Below are 20276 nucleotides of genomic sequence, written 5' to 3' on the forward strand. Positions count from 1 at the left end.
TAAGCGTGAAAACATTGAAAAATGGTTAGAAACTGTTATAATAAAAGAAAATAGTATATAGATTTGTTGTTTAGGGATGGGGAAAAGGAAAAATATGGCATTTAAACATGATGAAACTGTGAAACGGACGCAATTTAGAATGTGGAAATCTGGAAAAAGCTGGCTCTATGCGAGTACAGTTTTGACGGTTTTGGCTGGTGGTCAGATGGTATCAACAACGCATGCCAATGCTGATACGTCAGAGACTCAAACAGCAGAAAAGCCAGCTGAAACCACAACGGATATAGTGCACAATTCATCAGAAAAATCAGGGAATAACGTATCAACCGATAGTGCAAATCCTGAAAGTACGCCGTCAAAAACAGAAGACGACTCAGCAACAACTTCCAACATTGCCCCAGAAACAGCGATTGCAGATACAGCAACAACGGATGCGACGACATCACCTGAGACACCGGTAGCAACAGCAGCACCTGCTGCACCATCAAGTAACGCTAGCACCGAAACAACAGCCCCAGTCCAACCGTCACCTGCGACAAAACAAGCGCCTGCAGCTACTACAGCAAGTGCCGTAGCAGCTCTTGCATCAGTCTCAAACGGTGCTACGATTACAGTATCTGGTACGCAGCTCAGTATCAGTCTGCCTAGCGACGTCGCGCCAACGAGCGCTTTTCTCACAGCAGTATCAAGCTATGCCAAGGCAAATGGCCTAACCGTCAGCATTGCAGCAAAACTTCCTGCGCAAACTGAAAAAGTAAAAATGACGGTCGACGGGAAAACAGACCCTATTGTTAGCAATCAAGATAATGCCACAGACACGCATCAAGTCAATCTTGAAGGCTCAGTTGTAACGGGTGACACGGTCAGTGTGCTAATCCCAGATAATTTTGACATCACGACAGACGACGTTGATGCGGGCACCTCCACTTACACGACAAGCGTCACGCCTGTGACACTTGATGGCAAAGCCTATAAAAAAGTGACGTTGGACATTCTGAACGGTGCTTTATTTACCAGTATCTCGATGCGTTTTGCCATGCCTGATAGCAGCTATGTTCAAGGATTGACAGCAGATCCACTTGACAAGATTATCCTCCAGGTCAATGGTCAAACTGCAAGCCAAGTCGACAGCCAATATCAAAAATCAGACAGCTACGCCGCTAAGATCAGCGTTCGTGAAGTCGTCGCAGAAGATAAAAATGATGCGATTGAGCGTGTTTTGCCAAATGCAGATGCTTTATTTGGTGCGACAACAGGTGGCTGGACGATGATTGGGACGACAGTCGTCCGCTATACGAACATTACGACGGGCGAGATTAGCTACAAAGATAACCAGGATAAGTCTGTTGTTGACGTTAAGAAGCTAGTCGGTGGCTGGAACAAGGACACTAACTATAATGCCTACTATATCTGGGCAAATGCTGCAGCAAAAGATGCTGTGGTGCTAGGGTATGATGATATGCCAAATATCGAGTTGCCCTTTGGCACATCACCAAGTGGGCAATGGCGAATTGGTTACGTTAAATACAAAAAAGGTGCAGATGTCGATGTTGTGTTAAATAATCTAGATACGGCTACCAGCACGACGATAGGCTCAACAAGCGGGATTTCTGGGGACGCTGTCTCAACAGTACCGTTTACTGCAAATACCAGTGCGACTGTGATTGACAATGCTTATGTGACCGCAAATACAATCAACGGCAGCTACATTGTCAACACCTTGGATAATCCAGGTAAACTGTGGGGATCATCACGTCTCAAAGGCTCAAAATATATGGGACTTGACGAGGCTGCGGCAGGAAATAAATTTGATAGTATTGACAATGACACGCAGATCTTTAATATCTGGACAGAGTCACCTGGTGCAGAAGACTCTGTAGGAGGCGCAGCAGGCATCACAAAAGCAGCAGGCGATGGTAACAGTGGTAACACTGCCGTGTCTCAATACTTTGCCACGCATTACCTTGAAGGTGGCAAGCAAGGTGGGGCTGTGATTGGTGTACCAAAAGTCATGGGCGAAGAGTTTACGATTCCAATGTTGCCAATCCCTGGTTTCAAGCTGGAGTCTGTTACCTATGATGGCTTTCCATATACTGCTGATCAGGTGATTTCAGGCGTCATTGCACGGCTAACGCCACTTTCCGACTCGCTGATCTATTCGTATAGTCCAGTTACAGCTTGGCAGGCCAATGGTCAAAAGCAAAAAATTGTTGGGGATGCAACGACAAATACGAGCACAGTCACGCTTGATCAGTCGGCTTATCACAATCCACAAGAAATGCCTACGACCTTTAGCTTTAATGTAGACAGTTTCAGCTATGACAGCAATAAACAACTGCAAAATACCAATCGGACAGGCTATGCGGAGCTATCTGTTAAGGCTGGTACGATTAGTGCCATCCAAGATGTTGATAATGTCTTGAAAAATATCATGACCGCTGCAGGAACTGGTGCTACCATTGAGCTTAAAAGCACAAGTGGCACAGTGTCAAAAGTCACGGTAGAAAATGGTAAGTATACAGTCGCAGGGCAAGCTGTCAATGACTTTATCAAGGACAATGCCATCGTTGACATCAAAATCAACATCGCAAAGTTGAGTGAAAAAAGCAGTGGTAAGGCAGATGAACTTCTAGGATTACCTGTCATCATTGATATTCCTGCGACGACGTCACCTGATCAAGTGCCTGAAAAAGTCGTGATGACTTGGCATACGGTTTTAAAAGCGGCAACAGATGATAGTGGTAATACCGCCGCAGGATTTGATCGGACCATTATCGGAAATTATCAGGCAAAATCGCCTGAGATCGTGGTCAAATCTGTCGTTTCTTGGGATCAAGCTGGTACTGACCTGAGCACGATAAAAGATGCTGACGTTGATACTTCAGCTGCGTCAAATACCTATAAACTTTACAATCATTTGGTCGTTGATACCAATATCAAGCTGCTTTCTGATCGAAAAGGTAGTTCTGACAGTCTATCATATTATGTGACGACACCGACGAATATGCGTGTTCTGATTGATCAGACCCTGACGGACGTACAAAATCAGCTGGCAGGTACTGGGATGACTGCGACTTATGATACGCAATCAGCAGGTGTCTACAAGTTGACCATTAAGACAGATGATGGCTCAGACATTCTGACGAAAATCTTGTCAGAAAATGGGGCAACAGACGGCTATGACAGCAAGGGTACAGTGCCAGAGGTCGACTTTGTTCTGCCTGTGACTTACCAAATTTTACCTAGTGCGGTGATTGGCAGTGTGCTTACTTTTGGCACGCCAAATTTTCAGTATATTCAGTGGTTGGGTGATGATAAGTTGCCTGTGACACCAAGTAAGGATCAGGCAATACCAACGACTTATGAGGGTTTGGGGACATCTGACTTATTGAGCGTGTCATTAGGACAAGAGCGTGTCCGTGCAGCAGGTGCTGAGATTTTTAGACCAAATTTGCTTATTGAAGACAAGGCATCAGGCGCTTACACGCATGACACGACGATCAATTTAGGTAATACTGAGCAAGACCCTGCTCGCGTGACAAGTGGCGTACGCATGGTGCTGTCAAATACGCAAAGTACAGATGTTATAGCTGGTCGATCTGTCATTACGCTACCTGCTGGTTTGACGCTGACAGCAGCCCCAGTGTTTACAAGCATTGACCCGAGTGACGGGACGACAATCGTGCCGAAAAACGTGACGAGCCTGATTTATCAGGATGCAGATGGGCAGGTCATTGTTGATCCAAAGAGCGCAGCGGATTTTGCCCGCGTGAAGACGATGACAGTGGTTGTTGATGTTCTGAAAAATAATGCCGTTTATGGCAATTTCAGTGTTCTGACGGATGATTTTAGTCAGCAGTTTATAGCTGAAAATGCTTATAAAATTAGCCTTTCAACGACTATTCCTGACATCGATAAGTTTCCTGTTGTCGTGACTGATACGCTTGTTTTGACGCGTGATCTTTCGGATCATTGGACGGTTGGCTATACTGACGATACGGGTGATTTTGTTAAGTTGAGCCAGTTCGCACAAGACGGTGTACTAGGCGACACTTACTCGCTTTCAGATCTTATCGCAGACAAGGTTGTGGTACCTGCGGGTTATTATCTCCTACCTGACTATCAGTTTGCGGCAAATCTGACGGATAAATCTGATACTATCTCGCATATTGGCGACGTGGTAACAGACTCAGATATTGCATTCAAAGAGTTTGTGGCGTCGCAAGATACGCAACACACGATTGTTGGTGGAGATTATCGCATCATGCTGGCACGTTATCAAGTGACTGGTGCGGTCAAGTTTATCGATGATGATGCAGCAGATAATGTTGTAAAAACACTAGATTTAGCGGGTTATTCTGGTGATCCTTTTAACATCAGTCAAGCAGATGTTACCAGAGTAATAGCTACCCTTGTTAAGCAAGGCTATGATCTCGTATCAAATGACTTTGTTGCTGGTAAGTTTGATCATGATGATGCCGCAGCTCAGCAGTTTACGGTGCATCTGAAGCATCGCCTTGAGACGACTAAAGTCACGCGCGTTGTCAAAAAGACCGTTCATTATGTGTCTGACGAGGGCAAGCAACTTGCGCCAGACTTTGTTGCAACGAGCAGTGTTCTGACGAAACAAAGTCAGCTGGATTTGGTTACAGGTCTTGAGACGCTGTCATTTGCACCAAAAACTGCTACACTTGCAGGTCAAGCTACACCTAATATCGCAGGTTACTATATAAAAGTATCGCCTGCTCAAGCAAGTCAAGTGCAGACAGTTGATTTTGATAATGCGGCTGATTTGGTTTACACCGTTGTTTATGGCAAGGAACTGCCACCTAGCACGAGTGCAACTAGCTCGTCAGGTTCAAGCACCGTAAGTTCAAGCACTGTAGGTTCAAGCACTGTAGGTTCAAGCACTGTAGGTTCAAGTACTGTAGGTTCAAGTACAGTAAGTTCAAGTGTTGCAAGTTCAAGTGCTGCAGGTTCAAGTACTGTAAGTTCAAGTGCTGCAGGTTCAAGTACTGTAAGTTCAAGTGCTGCAGGTTCAAGTACTGTAAGTTCAAGCGTTGCAGGTTCAAACACAGTAAGTTCAAGCGTCGTGAGTTCAAGCGCGTCAAGTTCTTCTGCAGTCTCATCATCGTTTGTGACGTCTAGCACTGTTGCTTCATCGTCTTCAGTGTCGTCAATGGGCTCGTCATCACATCATACAGAAACAAGTTCGCAACCATCATCAGCTGCCTCAAGTGTGTCTAATGCCGTGAGCAACTCAGTCACATCAAGTTCACTTTCGTCATCAATAATTTCGAATGCAGCAAGTTCGCAAGCAGGATCAGCTAATCCAAGTTCGTCCATTTTGTCTAGTGCCATGAGCACATCGTCGTCAGTTGGTTCAAGTGAGTCTAGTAGTGCAGTGAGCATTTCGTCAGTGACATCAAGTGCAATGTCGTCATCAGTTGCTTCAAATTCGGCATCATCATCCCTGATTACGTCGTCAAACTATGTTGCATCTGGGTCAGTTGTCTTGAGTTCAAACGCTTCGTCGTCTTCAGTGTCGTCAATGAGTTTGCCATCAAGTCACGTGGTGTCAAGTTTGCAACTGTCATCAGTTGGCTCAAGCGTGTCTAGCATCGTAAGTGCCACAGTAATATCAAGTACACTAGCGTCATCAACGGTATCGACTATGTCAAATCCAGCTATAAGCACAAGCATGCAGCAAGCGTCTGTACTTGCTGCGGCACAATCCGATTTGTCAGAACAAGCAGCCAGCAGTCAAAAAAATGCAACTGACAGAACCTTGCCGAAAACTGGCGAAGATGCTCAACGTCAGTCACTTTTTGCAGAATTTGGACTTGCAATTTTGGGTGGCTTGTCGCTCGTTAAGAAAAGAAATAAGACAAAAGATTAAATCAAAAAATCACTTTAAAAAGTCCTGAGCAAAAACGGCTCAGGCTTTTTTTGCGTCTCGAAATCTCTTATTTTATTTTTAACAAAATAGTCTAAATGATATAATTATAATAAACAAATTAGTTGAAAATAGAGGTAAAGGGATGAAAAACAGACAATATCAATTATTGAAAAGGGCAAGACTTGAACGCAGACGGACGCATTTTCGGACTTGGAAAAGTGGGAAAAATTGGGTCTATGCGAGTTCAGTGATTGCGGCGTTAGCGGGCGGGCCGATGGTTTTGGCGCGTGATTTTGTTCGAGCGGATGAGATTGAAAAAGTTGTGCCAATGCCGCATTATGAGACAAATCAGGCGGATAAATCTGACGAAACAAATACACCAACACAAAACACGTCAGATAGCCAAATAGCACCAGTTACCCCGCCTGAAATAATGCCGCCATCAGATACCGTTCCTGAAAAAGAGCAGGCAGTAGTAACACATGAACAAACACAAATGACTGACACTCCGACTGCGGCAGAACTGCCCGCGGTCTTATTGGCGTTTACGCAGACGATTCAGCTGATGATGCCTGATGGTAGCAACCAGACACTAAGTCAAACAGCTGACGAGGGAACAGCGTTTGCCACAGTTGACTTGAGCAAGTATGCACGGGCTGGCTACGTTATGACGGTCAATGGTCAAGCAGTCAGCCAGATTGCAGCTAGTACAGCGACTTCTGACGAGCTTATCACGGTCGATTTTGAGAAGTCGAAAGTTGAAACGCTTTCTGACGATACCATCGCAACAAATCCAGCTGAAAACAGTCAAATATCAGACACGTCAGAAGTCACAGCGCAACAGGATTCTCTCGCAAAACAAACAGCACCAGCCACGACATCAGCACCATTACCAGAAACACAAAAAATAGTCGAAACACCAACGCCAGAAATAGTATCAATCTACACAACCGAGTGGGCAGCACAAACGCAGGGCGCAGCGCAAGATTACAAGGATAGCATCGACGAGATTTTGGACCAGTCCAATGCGGTTGCAGACGCAGACGACGGAGATAGCATCGTCAGAAACGCGGCAATCTTAGCGCTCCAAGTCCATCAGACACAAGAACTCTCTGCCATCAAGCAAAATATCGCGACCTTAAAATCCGGTAGTCTGACGACAGCCCAGGCCAACAACTTTGTCAGTCTGACCGATCAAATCCTCTCTGACATGGCACAAGAAATCGCCTTGGCAGAGAAGATGCTGCTTGAGGACAATATCGGCTTTGTCACTGAAAAGGTTACAGCAGCTCAGGAGGCCTATCAAAAACTTATTCTGCCAGCTAACACGACGGCAAGTCTGTCAAGCTACGGCGACTTGATCATCAATGCCGCAAACAGCACAGATTACAATACCGCATTGACCGCTATCAGCGCACAAGGGTTGACCAGCGCTTTTCGTAATATCGTCGATCCGGCGGTTGCAAGTACGATTGACACGGTGACTGATGCTGAAAATGGCAACCACTCGCTCACGGTTGGTCAAACGCAAGTTACAGCAAACTTTACGACATCAGGTTCGGCGTCTAATGCGACAGGCTCATATGGTGGGCAAAGTGCGACATTTACGACATTGACACCAGGAACCAGCACGAGTCAAAGTGGGTCAATCGCCTTTAACCAGCAAATCGATATGACGAATAACTGGACTTTGAAGTTCGATATTGACTTAACGAAGCTGAATACGGGTGGCACTGGTGGTGTTTTATCAGCGCAGGCCGCACAAGGCGCAGGTGATTTCGTTGGCTTGATTTTATCGCCTGTTTTGCCTAGTCAACTCTCAACTGGCGCAACGGGTGGCGGATTGGGTATCCAAGGACTTGCCAACACCTACTCATGGGGGATTGACTTCTGGAATAACGGCGCAACTAATGGTGACTCATCGTTAGGTGTGAATCCTACGGGTGGCTCAACTGGCCTTTTAGGCGGAAGCAATGGGTCGAACGGTAACCAAGTTGTTGGTTTCAGACATACTGACGCAAGCGGTAATCTAGTCGCTGCCAATCAAACAACCGATCAACAACAAGCGATTACTTCGATTCAAAACTGGCCTGGCGGCACGCAAGGAACTGATGTCACAGCAACTGTTGGAACTACAACAGCGACTTGGACGAGCTCAACTAATCCACAGATCAACACCCCAGCTGTCGCAAGTTACGCCTACAATGGTGACGGCACAGGGACATTGACCGTGACGTTTAGCGGCTCTACCTACACGCAGACTTTCACGCTACCTACGACTGTCATGTCAGTGGGGCTTGGCGCGGCTGATGGGTCTATGTATTCACAAATGGGTGTCACGATCACGGATTTTGAGCTGACCCTAGCAACTGGTACGACCACAGTCAACTATGTCGATCAAAACGGCAATGTTATAAAAACAGCAACAACTATTGTCGCAAATGCCGGCGACACGCTGGGAATCACCAATGTCTCGCCCAATTATGCGACGGACAGCTATTCCTATACGGCACCGACGATTACCGGATACACGATTAAAAGCGCGAACGACGTCACAGTGGTGTCTGATCTGACAGGCACGAATACGATGACAATTGTTTATCAAGCTGATCCGCAAACGGTTCAGGTTGTATTCGTCGTTGACAACGGTACCATTGCTCCACCAGCAATGGTGACACAAACAGGCGTGACCGGTGGCACTTATTCTTTGAACGTGACGTCATCATTGCCGGCTGGCTATCATTTTGTCAATCCGTCGTATAATTCAACGTTTACCGGGACATATGACAATGATGATAGTACAAATCAGCAATATACGGCAGAAATTACCGCTGACGTGCAAACTTTAAATATCAGCTATACATTTCCGAGTGGTCATGACCTGTCAAGCAGCCTGACGACCGCACAAAAAACGCAAAATTCCATCACGACTGTGGATTTTGCAGCAGTAAGTATACCGCAAATCACAGGCTATACCAGCTATTATACAGTCGGCGGTGTGACAACAGCTGGCACGTCTATCCCAGCTCTTGCGACTGACACGACATCAAACGGCACGTCGAGCGTTGACTCGACCCCGCAGTCGGTCAGTGTGACCTATACGGCAAATCCGCGTCAGATCACCGTTGACTATCCAGCAGATACGACGAGTCCTGCTGTTGATTATCCGTCAGACGTGACCATCACGCAAAACAGTAGCGGCGTTGGCTATGTCACAGACGGCAGTTATGACGCGATCGCTGTGGGACAGGTGACAGGCTATGTCAGCTATGTCGACTTGAACGATGGCAATGGTTTTGTCGCTATGACAACGATTCCAGCTGGAAAGTTTGCAGCGACAGATATCACTTTTAACGTGACTTACCAGTCACTACAAGCAACGGTTTATTACTATATCCAGCAAGTTGACAGCAGTGGCAATCCAATCTCAAGTCCACAGCAACTGCTCAGTCAAAGCGAAGGGTCAGGATACAATTTTGATGCCTTTGGTGAGACAACGACAGACATCACAGCAAGTCTGCTTTCAGTAAACTTTTTGAGCGCAGGTTATCATGTGGTCAATGCCTTCTGGGACAATGATGGTGATGGCAACTCAAACAACGGTGCTCTTCCTAAAAGCACTTGGACATTTGCACAGACTACCAACATTGGCACGGATGATAATCCAAACTTTGTGGCGTCAGAAGTCTATCAATACACAGCAGATGCCCAAACGGCGCTGGTCACAACGACTTATACGGACGCAAGCACGTCTGATAGCACAGCGACCTATAGCGGCTATACGGCAGGGCTCCAGGTGGTCAATGTGCCCGCAGTCAACGGGTATGTGGCAACCGTCACAGACAGCAGTGGCGCGACATATAACATCACAGGGAACCAGTTTACCTTTACGTATGACGCCACGACAAACGGCACGAGCGAAACAGATGGGCAGGTGCAGACCTTTACCATTTCCTATGCACCGCGCATATCAGGCGTTCTGATCAACTACGGCTATGCAAGTGACACGACAACAAATGTCGCAAGTTCAACTAGCACAGACACCACAGCCTTCACCGCGCCTACTTTGTCAAGCTCGGTACAACTTGCTGAGGCTTACGGTGATGACTATACGGTTGACGTGCCTGACGTCCTTGGCTACACTTGGACGGTCACGGACAACAACGGCAACAGCTATACGTCAGACACGCTGCCTACGTCTTTCGTTTCTGACGGGACAGACACGACTTATAGCGTGACTTATGCGCCAGATACATCGACGATTACGATTGAATATTACCTTGAAACCATTGATGCGGCGGGGAATATCACGTTCACACAGACCGCGGGTCCAGGTCTTTCGGCGTCTGTCAATACAGGGACCATTGGCACAGTTCTGAGTTATGATCCGTCAAGCGTGACCATGCCAGCAGGCTATACTTTTGATCGGTTGACTGCAACGAGTGCTGTCACTGGGGACAATGACAATCTAAACGGTGCCACGATGGCGAAACGTCTGACTTATCAGATCTCAGACACGACCTACATCGTTTACTTGGCAGCTGATGCACAAAGTGTGCAAGTCAAGTTTATGAGCGACCCGCAAAATACGGCGACAGTCTACATTGACGGCAGAACAGGCGATACGTATAGTTATGATACAAGTGGCCTTGCGCGTCCAGGCTATACCTATGTGATCACGGATCCGACGGGTGCCACGGTGACTGCCATCTCAGGCACTTATGATGCGACATCAAACAATAACGGTACAGCTGCGCTTGACAATGTTGGTGAAGGTGACCTTGTACCGCAAGTCTACACAGTGACCTACACGGCAGACTTCCAGCAAGCAGTCTTAGTCGACTCAAACGGCAATACAACGCTCGAGACTGTCAACGGCACAACAGCAGGAAATCTGACCTTCACAACAACAGACAGCGGCCTTGCACGCGCGGGCTATACCTATACAGTGACAGGTCCTGACGGCATGTCTTATGCCACGCTTGCGGCTGCCCTGTCTGGTGAGGTCTTTGATAACACGGACAATCCAGCAGGTAGCACGACAGACGCGTCAGTTCAGACATTTACCATCACTTATAAGGCAAGTGCACAGACAGCGACGATTGTCACAGATAGCACAGATCCAAACGGTGCACAGACAGTTGCAAGTACGGCAGGTGTGACAGGTGGCGCCATCACATTTGACGGGACAACAGATAGCACACTTGCACGTGCAGGTTATAGCTATACTGTCAGTGTGACAGGCGATACCACAGCTTATGCGACACTTGCAGCAGCGCTTGCGGCAAATAACACGTTTGATGCGACCAATAACGGCACATCTCTGACGGATGCAAGTCCACAGCTATTTACAGTCAGCTATACGGCAAATGCACAGACAGTCACGGTCAACTACGTTTATAAACAGATTAACGCTCAAGGCAAAACAGGAAACGTTGCGACAGCAATCACGCTGACCGGTCAGACAAATGATCCAAGTCAAGTGACAACAGCTGTTACAGCACCAGCAGGCTATACTGTACAGGTCAGTAACACCCAAGTAGTCAATTGGACAGTGGGTTCTGACGGTAATCTTGTGACGACGAGCTATACCTTCTACTATGCACCAAATGCTGATACAGCAACGATTATCTACCAAGATGCTGCTGGCAATAGCTTAGCAAGTTATCTGCCTGCCGGCACAAATCTCACGCCGCAAGGCTATACAGACGGCACGATTGCAACGCCAGGTGCTATTACAATCGCAGGCTATACCTATCAGTCTGTGTCAGGTGCCACGGTTTACAGTGGGGCAAATGACGTGCTGACGTATATTTACGCAGCAAATGCGCAAAGTGTAACGGTGCACTATGTCATGGAAAATGGATCAGGCACAGTAACTGGTGCGGTCTCAGCAGATACCACAGTTACTGGTCAGACGAATGACGCAGCTACAACGATCACAGCAGTCGCAGCACCCGCAGGCTATACCTTACAAGGTAGCCAGACTCAGTCTGTCAGCTGGGCAGTCAATGCTGACGGAACTTTGGTCACGTCAGACTATACCTTCATTTATACGGCAAATGCACAAAGTGCGACCATTATCTACCAAGATAGTAATGGCAATAATCTCAGCAGTCTGTTACCGGCGAATACGATTTTAAGCGCAAATGGTTATACAGATGATACCATTACAACAAGTGGTGTAGTTACGATTGCAGGCTATACCTACACCAGTGTGACGGGGCCTAGCACCTATGCTGATGGCACAAACACGATCATCTATATCTACACGGCAAATGCTCAGACTGCGACGATTCACTACGTTTATCAAACGAGTGCAGACAATACCACTTATCCAAATGGTAGCGACGTTTCAGCGCCTACTACTTTGACCAGCACGACGAACGCAACAGCTGGTACGGCAAATGCGATCGCAGCACCGACTGGATTTGTTCTTGTCGGCAGTCAGACGCAAACGGTGAACTGGACGATCAACGCAGACGGCACACTCACGAAAACGGATTACTATTTCTACTATGCACCAGAAACCAATACAGCTGCGATCAAGTACCTAGATGAGAATAACAATGACATCTCAGGACTTGTCGCGACGGGTGAAAAACCGATTATCACAGGTCCTGTTGGTGACACTGGGACAGTGATTGAAACGAGTGGTGCGGTCACGATTCCGGGCTATACATTTAATGACGTTTCGACTAGCTTGTCGGAAGACAGTGGCGGAAACTATCTCTACTCTGGCACAGGCACGCCTGCAAATCCAGACACGATCATCTACTACTACACGGCAAACACGCAGACTGTGACAGTTCACTATATTTATCAAGGTGGCAGTAAAGATGGGACAGATGTCGCAACGGCGATTACCGTTTCTGCAACGTCAAATGCTACAGAAACAACAACAGAATCCGGCGTCACGGCACCCGCAGGCTACACACTTGTGACAGGGACACAAACGATTTCTTGGGCTATCAACAGTGACGGCAATCTGAATGTCACAGACTATTATTTCTACTACACGCCAAACGCAGACACAGCAACGATCAGCTACCAGGATAGCGATGGTAACGATCTGAGTGCTTACCTACCATCAGGTACCTTGCTGAGTGCGAGTGGTGTGACGGATGATACGATTACAACGAGTGGTACAGTTGCGATTGCAGGCTATACTTATACGAGTGTTTCAGGTCCAACGACATTTACAGCGGGTACCGACCTTGTGACCTATGTCTACACGGCAAATGCACAGACTATCACCATAAACTACGTCTATCAGCAGGTCAGTGGCCAAGGTAAAACAGGCAATGTCACCACGGCAACAACACTTAACGGTGTGACCAATCAATCAGGCAGCACGCAAAATGCTGTGACAGCACCCGCAGGCTATACCATTTCAGGTGCCACAAGCTATACGGTCACTTGGACGGTCAATGCTGACGGTACGCTTATAACGCCTAGCTATACATTTTACTATATCCCTGTGGCCCAAACAGCCACCATTGCCTACCAAGATAGTAATGGCAATGACATCTCGCCACTTGCACCGAGCGGTACTCTGACAAGTAGTCAGGGCTATACAGATGGCAGTATCACAACGAGTGGTGCGGTTACGATCGCGGGGTACAGCTATACGGCAGCAAGCTCAACAAATGTCGCAAGTCCTGTCTTTACGGCTGGTACAAACACGGTCATCTACGTCTACACGGCAAATCCTGGGACAGTGACTTATTACTATCTGGATCAGGATGGCAATACCATCGCAGCGCCAGTTCAGTCGACAAAAAATGACAGTACAGGTGACAGTTATGCGACAGGTGTTGTGATTGCTGAGGATAACTTTGCGATTGCTGGCTATACTTACTTTGGCAAGGGCACGACGTCTGACAGTGACATGTTGGTTGATGCGTCAGGCAGCTCTAGTGTGACTTATATTTATACGGCATTGATTCAGACAGTCAACGTCAGTTTTGTGGACAGCAATGGTCAGACCCTTGCTGATACGATAACGCTAACTGGTAACTCAAATGCTGTGATCGACTATACCAGTCTGACGACAGTGTTTGCAGGTTATACACTGAGTTCTGACGGCAGACAGACGACGACGAACTATGACGCAACGGCCTACACCACGACAGACACAGCACCACAAAATGTTGTCTTGATCTACACGGCTGACCAGCAGACCATCAATATCAACTATGTCGTGTCTGGTAGCAATGCGACCTTGCAGCCAAGTCAAGCCGTAACTGGCGTATCAAATGGCAGTTTTGACTATACGACATACGCGCAGGCAATTTCTGGCTACACGCTCATGCCTGCAGCAAGTACGACGGTGTCAAGTTTTGATACAGATGATGCGACAGATCAGACTGTGACATTGGTCTATCAGGCTGACCCGCAACAAGTCATTTTAAACTATGTCTCTGATCCGGAAAATACAGCCTCTCAAACCTATAATGGTGTGACAGATCAAGCCATCACAGAAGTTGTGACCTTGACGGACGCTGATCTTGCGCGAGCGGGCTATAGTTATACGATTATGGGTTCTGACGGCAAAGTCTATGCGACGCTTGCGGCCGCGCTCAGTGGCATCAAAACATGTGACAATACAGATAATCCAATCGCACAAACTCAGTCAATGCAGTTAAGCAATCCACGACTTCGTGACGTTGTTACCACAACTGACACAGACGCTGCTGCACAGGTCATTACCGTGACTTATACGGCGGATACGCAGTCAGCAGTTGTGACAACGACAAACGATCCGTCAGGCGATAAAACCTATACGGCTGTGACAGGTGCCTCTGACAGTGACATCACATCACTCGGTGTGACTGACACAGACTTAGCACGCGCGGGCTATACCTACACAGTGACAGGCCCAGACGGTGCGACAAGTTATGCGACACTTGCTGCCGCACTTGCAGCCAATCCGACATTTGACACGGATGACGCAACTAACCAAGTCTTTACGGTAGTTTATACCGCACAGATGCAAGTGGCACAGATCATTACGACAAATGATCCCGTGACCACAAACAGCGCAACCGTTGAAACGGAAAATGGTCCATCGGATTCAAATATCGCATTTGAGACGACTGACACGGACTTGGCGCGTGCAGGCTATACTTACACAGTGACAGGCCCAGATAATGAAGTTTATGAGAGTTTGAGTGCGGCGCTTGCTGCCAATCCGAGCTACGATGACTCTGATGTGACAAATGGGACAGACCCATCGCCACAGGTGTTTACAGTGACTTACACGGCAAATACTGACACGCCATACACAGTCGAATACTTAGATGATGCAACGTCAACAGACTTAAAGGCAACGCTCGATCTGACGGGCACAACAGATACAGCCATTGTCAATGATGCGACCTTTATCTCAGGCTACACGCTGACAAACACCACAGGTGCCACAACCATTAACGGTGACGGTAGCACCGCTGTGGTCAACCACTATACAGCGCTCACGGTACCAAGTGAGGGCGACGTGGACAATGAAACAGCAGTTCAAACGGCCTTAGCGACCTACACAGCAGCCACGAATGAAACAGATCAGGCAGCAGCGCTGACAGCGCTCAGTCAGGCAATTTCGGCAGCTGAAACGGCGCGTGATGCGGCAAATACAGATGCAAGCACAGCACTTGCCAGCGTGACACCAGATATTGCAACCACCGTGGCGAGTCTTGTCACAACGCTGCAAAATCTTGTTACCGCAGCAGCGGATCCAAGTAATCCTGATCACGCCAGTGCGACGACAGCAGCCATTGCCGCAGCAACTGCAGCGCTCAAAACAGCCGTGGCAAATGCCAATACTGCAAAAGATGATGCGGTTGATGATGCAAATGCCGTTGTCACAAGCCCGTACGCCATGGAAGCAGACGTCGAAAGTGCACAAAATGCGCTTGATACGCTACTTGCAGATCCAGATGCGACGGCAGCAGCGATTACGACAGCTACGCAGGCACTAGAAGACGCGGTGAACGCTGCTCAAGCGCCAAGGACCGCAGCACTAGCCGCAGCAACATCTGCTGAAAACAGCATCACAGATGACGTCTCAGCTATTCCAGCGGTTGTTGCCGCACAAAATGCGCTAGATGCCGCCGTTGCCGCAGCAAATGGCAATACAGGCACGACGCAGGACGTGATAGATGCCACAACAGCACTTACGAATGCAATCACCACCGCAACAAACGCCAAAAGCGATGCGGTCGCGACTGCTGAAGCCGTTGTCACATCACCCGTTGACAATGAAAGTGCTGTTATTACCGCGCAAAATGCCTTGAACACGTTATTAGCCGATGATAGCGCGACGGCAGATGCCATTACGCAAGCGACAACAGCACTGCAAAATGCTGTTGATACAGCAAATACCACGCGTGATACGGCAAATGCCAATGCTAGCGCAGCAGACAGTGCTATAACGTCAGCGATTGCAACAGATCCAGCCGTTGCTGCAGCGCAAAATACCCTAGATGATCTGGTTGCGGCAGCAGCAGATCCAACGAATCCGAATCATGCGAGTGCTACGAGCGACGCCATTAACCAAGCTGCACAAGCCTTGCAAGATGCCGTTGCGACAGCACAACGAGCCGATGCCGTGAGCGCCGCTGGGCAAATTGTGACAGCACCATACGCAGCTGAACCTAGCGTAATTGCCGCGCAACAAGCGCTAGATGCTGCAATCAGTGACAGCACGTCGAGCGCTGCCACAATCGAAAGTGCGACAGCAGCATTGGCCCAAGCAGTCAGCGATGCAACAGGTCCACGGAACACAGCAAATAGCAGTGCGACTACGGCTGAAAATGCGATCACACCAAGTATCGCGGTAGATAGCGCAGTTTCCGCCGCCAAAGCAGCGTTAGATGCAGCCGTAAGCGCCGCAGCAGGTAATACGGCCACCACAGCACAAATCAACGCCGCCGTGACTGCGTTAAACAATGCAGTCGCAGCAGCTAACAACGCTTTAGCAGACGCAAAAACATCAGCACAAACAGACTTGGACAATGTTCCTGAAAATGTCAGTGATGATAGTGCAGTAACGGCAGCTAAGTCAGCCTTGAGCAAAGTTTTAGCTGATCAGACTAGCACACTCGCAGAGGTGCAAAATGCCCAAACAGCTTTGGACACCGCAGTCAGCACCGCTCAAACCGCATTATCTGATGCAAAAACGACAGCGCAAACTGATTTGAATAGTGTGCCAGTCAATGTCAGTGATGATAGTGTTGTCACACAAGCCGAACAAGCTCTGCAAAATGTTCTGACCAATCCAAACAGTACGAAAACAGACATTGACAACGCTCAGACAGCACTAGACAACGCAGTCAGCACCGCTCAAACCGCGCTAGCCGATGCAAAAACATCAGCGCAAACAGACTTGACCAGCGTACCCGCCAACGTCAGTGACGACAGTGCAGTCACACAAGCCGAACAAGCTTTACAAGATGTTCTGACAAATCCCGACAGCACGAAAACAGATGTTGAAACCGCTCAGACAGCATTAGACAACGCAGTCAGCACCGCTCAAACCGCGCTAGCCGATGCAAAAACGTCAGCGCAAACCGATTTGACCAACGTGCCCGCCAATGTCGGTGACAATAGTGCAGTCACGCAAGCCGAACAAGCTTTGCAAGCTGTTCTGAACAATCCAGACAGCACGAAAACAGACATTGACAACGCGCAGTCAGCACTAGACAATGCAGTCAGCGCCGCTCAAACCGCATTATCCGATGAGAAAACATCAGCACAAGCTGATTTGAACAGCGTGCCAGTCAATGTCAGTGATGAGAGTGCAGTCACACAAGCTGAACAAGCTTTGCAAGATATTCTGAACAATCCAGACAGCACGAAAACAGACATTGAAACTGCTCAGACAGCACTAGACAACGCAGTCAGCACCGCTCAAACCGCATTAGCCAGTGCAAAAACATCAGCGCAAACTGATTTGAACAGCGTGCCAGTCAATGTCAGTGATGAGAGTGCAGTCACACAAGCTGAACAAGCTTTGCAAGATATTCTGAACAATCCAGACAGCACGAAAACAGATATTCAAACTGCTCAGTCAGCACTAGACAGTGCGGTCACGCAAGCACAAGATCGTCTAGCTAATCTCAAACAGACGGTTATCGTCAACTTCGTTGATCAAAATGGCAACGTCATTGCAAGTTCTGTCACATTGACAGGGCAAGCAAACAGTACGATCGACTATACACCGACAAATGCCAACGCTGTGATTGCAGGCTACACACTGGTAAGCGACGGTAGAATGTCGACCACGACCTATGATGCCACCGCCTACACTGGTGATACGGACACGTCGCCACAGACTGTGACGCTTGTCTACAAGGCCGATGCGCAAAAGATTGTCATCAGCTTTGTTACCACAGATGCGGATGGCAATACAACGACTATACAAACGAGTCAGACGGTTACGGGGGTGACGGCTGAGGACTTTAACTATCAAGACTATGCGCCATATATCCAAGGCTATACCTTGATGGTCGGGCAGTGTCAGATCGTAGATGCCTTTGATAGCAACGATAACAACGTTCAAAACGTCATTTTGGTGTATCAGGCAGATCCGCAACAGGTCATCTTTGAGTATGTTGCAGATCCATTAAACACAGACCCAGCGATTTATAACGGTGCGACCGATCGGCCACTTAGCAGCTCGGTTGAATTGACAGATGCCGACCTTGTGCGTGCGGGTTATAGCTACACAGTGCGTGCGTCAAATGGTAAAGTCTATGCAACACTTGCTGAAGCATTGGCCGCAGTTCTAAACTTTGACAATACGGATAATCCGATTGCTCAGGTAAGCAGGCTTGCTATGTTCCTGAGAGCGGTGGTTACGACGCCGACCAGTCTTGACAAGGCCGCGCAAACCTTTGTTATCACTTACACGCCGAACACGCAGACAGCGCAGGTCAAGGCTGTAAATGACCCAGCTGGCACAACGAGCTACACGGCTGTGACGGGGGATTCTACTAGCCAGATCACCACACTAGGCGTGACAGATGCGACGCTCAAAAGAGCGGGCTATACCTATGTGGTATCAGCGCCTGACGGCAAATGGTACAGTAATCTAGCAGCAGCTTTAGCTGCGAATGACGTTTTTGATACTGATGATGCGGTCAATCAAGTGTTCACAGTCATCTATGCGGCAGAAGTCACGCAAAATATCTCTGACGATCAAACAGTGATTGAAAGTGATCAAGCATTGCAAGAGACACTGGCAGATCCAAATGCTGATGTAACAGCTATTGAAACGGCATCTGACGAGCTGACATCTGCTGTTGAAGCCGCAGAAAAAGCCCTTTCTGATACAAGAGAGTCAGCGCAAACTGCCCTGGATAGCGTACCAGAAAATGTTAGCGATAATACCCAAGTCGCAGCAGCAGAGGCAAGTTTGGAAGATGAAATCACAGATCCAGACAGCACGAAAACAGCCATTGAAACTGCTCAGTCAGCACTAGACAACGCTGTCACACAAGCCGAGTCAGCGCTAACCGACGCAAAAATGACAGCTCAAACTGATTTGACCAACGTACCAGCCAATGTCAGTGATGACAGTGCAGTCACACAAGCTGAACAAGCTCTGCAAGCCGTTCTGAACAATCCAGACAGCACGAAAACGGCCATCGAAACAGCTCAGTCAGCACTAGATAACGCTGTCAGCGCCGCTCAAACCGCGCTAGCCGATGCGAAAACAGCTGCGCAAACTGATTTGACCAATGTACCAGTCAATGTCAGAGACAATAGCGCCGTCACGCAAGCTGAACAAGTTTTGCAAGATATTCTGAACAATCCCGACAGCACGAAAACAGACATTGAAACTGCTCAGTCAGCACTAGACAACGCAGTCAGCACCGCTAAAATAGCTTTAGCCGATGCAAAAACATCAGCGCAAACTGATTTGACCAACGTGCCCGCCAATGTCGGTGACAATAGTGCAGTCACGCAAGCCGAACAAGCTCTGCAAGCTGTTCTGACGGATCCCGACAGCACGAAAACAGCCATCGAAACAGCTCAGTCAGCACTTAACAGTGCTGTAAAAGCAGCAGAACTAGCGTTAGCTGACCCGGCACCTATTCCAACGCCAGCACCTCAGGCACCAAAATCACCTCAAGAAAAGGAGACTAATTCTGCTATTGAACCAGTGGCTCAGTCAACACCGCTAGTTGCAAAAGTAGTAACTGCAGCACCAGTACCTCAAGAAGATCAGACGCCATTGCCTAAAAACGGTGAGAGCACTAGTAAAGTCGGTCTCTTCTCAGGATTCGGTATTCTGTCAGTATGGTCATTGCTTGAACAAAAGCGCCACCGTAAAGCTAAAAAGTCTAAAAGATAAGACGATGTAATAGCAAATGTA

The 20276-nt window shown here is 48.0% G+C and carries 2 protein-coding genes; both read left to right on the forward strand.

The genetic code is table 11. The features are described 5' to 3' along the window. Positions 1 to 94 precede the first annotated feature (94 nt). Complete coding sequence (locus Hs20B_RS05955) at positions 95 to 5899, forward strand: mucin-binding protein (protein WP_172356571.1); 5805 nt, start codon at positions 95 to 97, stop codon at positions 5897 to 5899. A gap of 142 nt (positions 5900 to 6041) precedes the next feature. Beyond that, positions 6042 to 20255, forward strand: a complete 14214-nt coding sequence (locus tag Hs20B_RS05960; RefSeq protein ID WP_172356573.1) for a MucBP domain-containing protein — start codon at positions 6042 to 6044, stop codon at positions 20253 to 20255. The last annotated feature ends 21 nt before the right edge of the window (positions 20256 to 20276 follow it).

The organism is Pseudolactococcus insecticola (assembly GCF_011170065.1).
GTDB lineage: Bacteria > Bacillota > Bacilli > Lactobacillales > Streptococcaceae > Pseudolactococcus > Pseudolactococcus insecticola.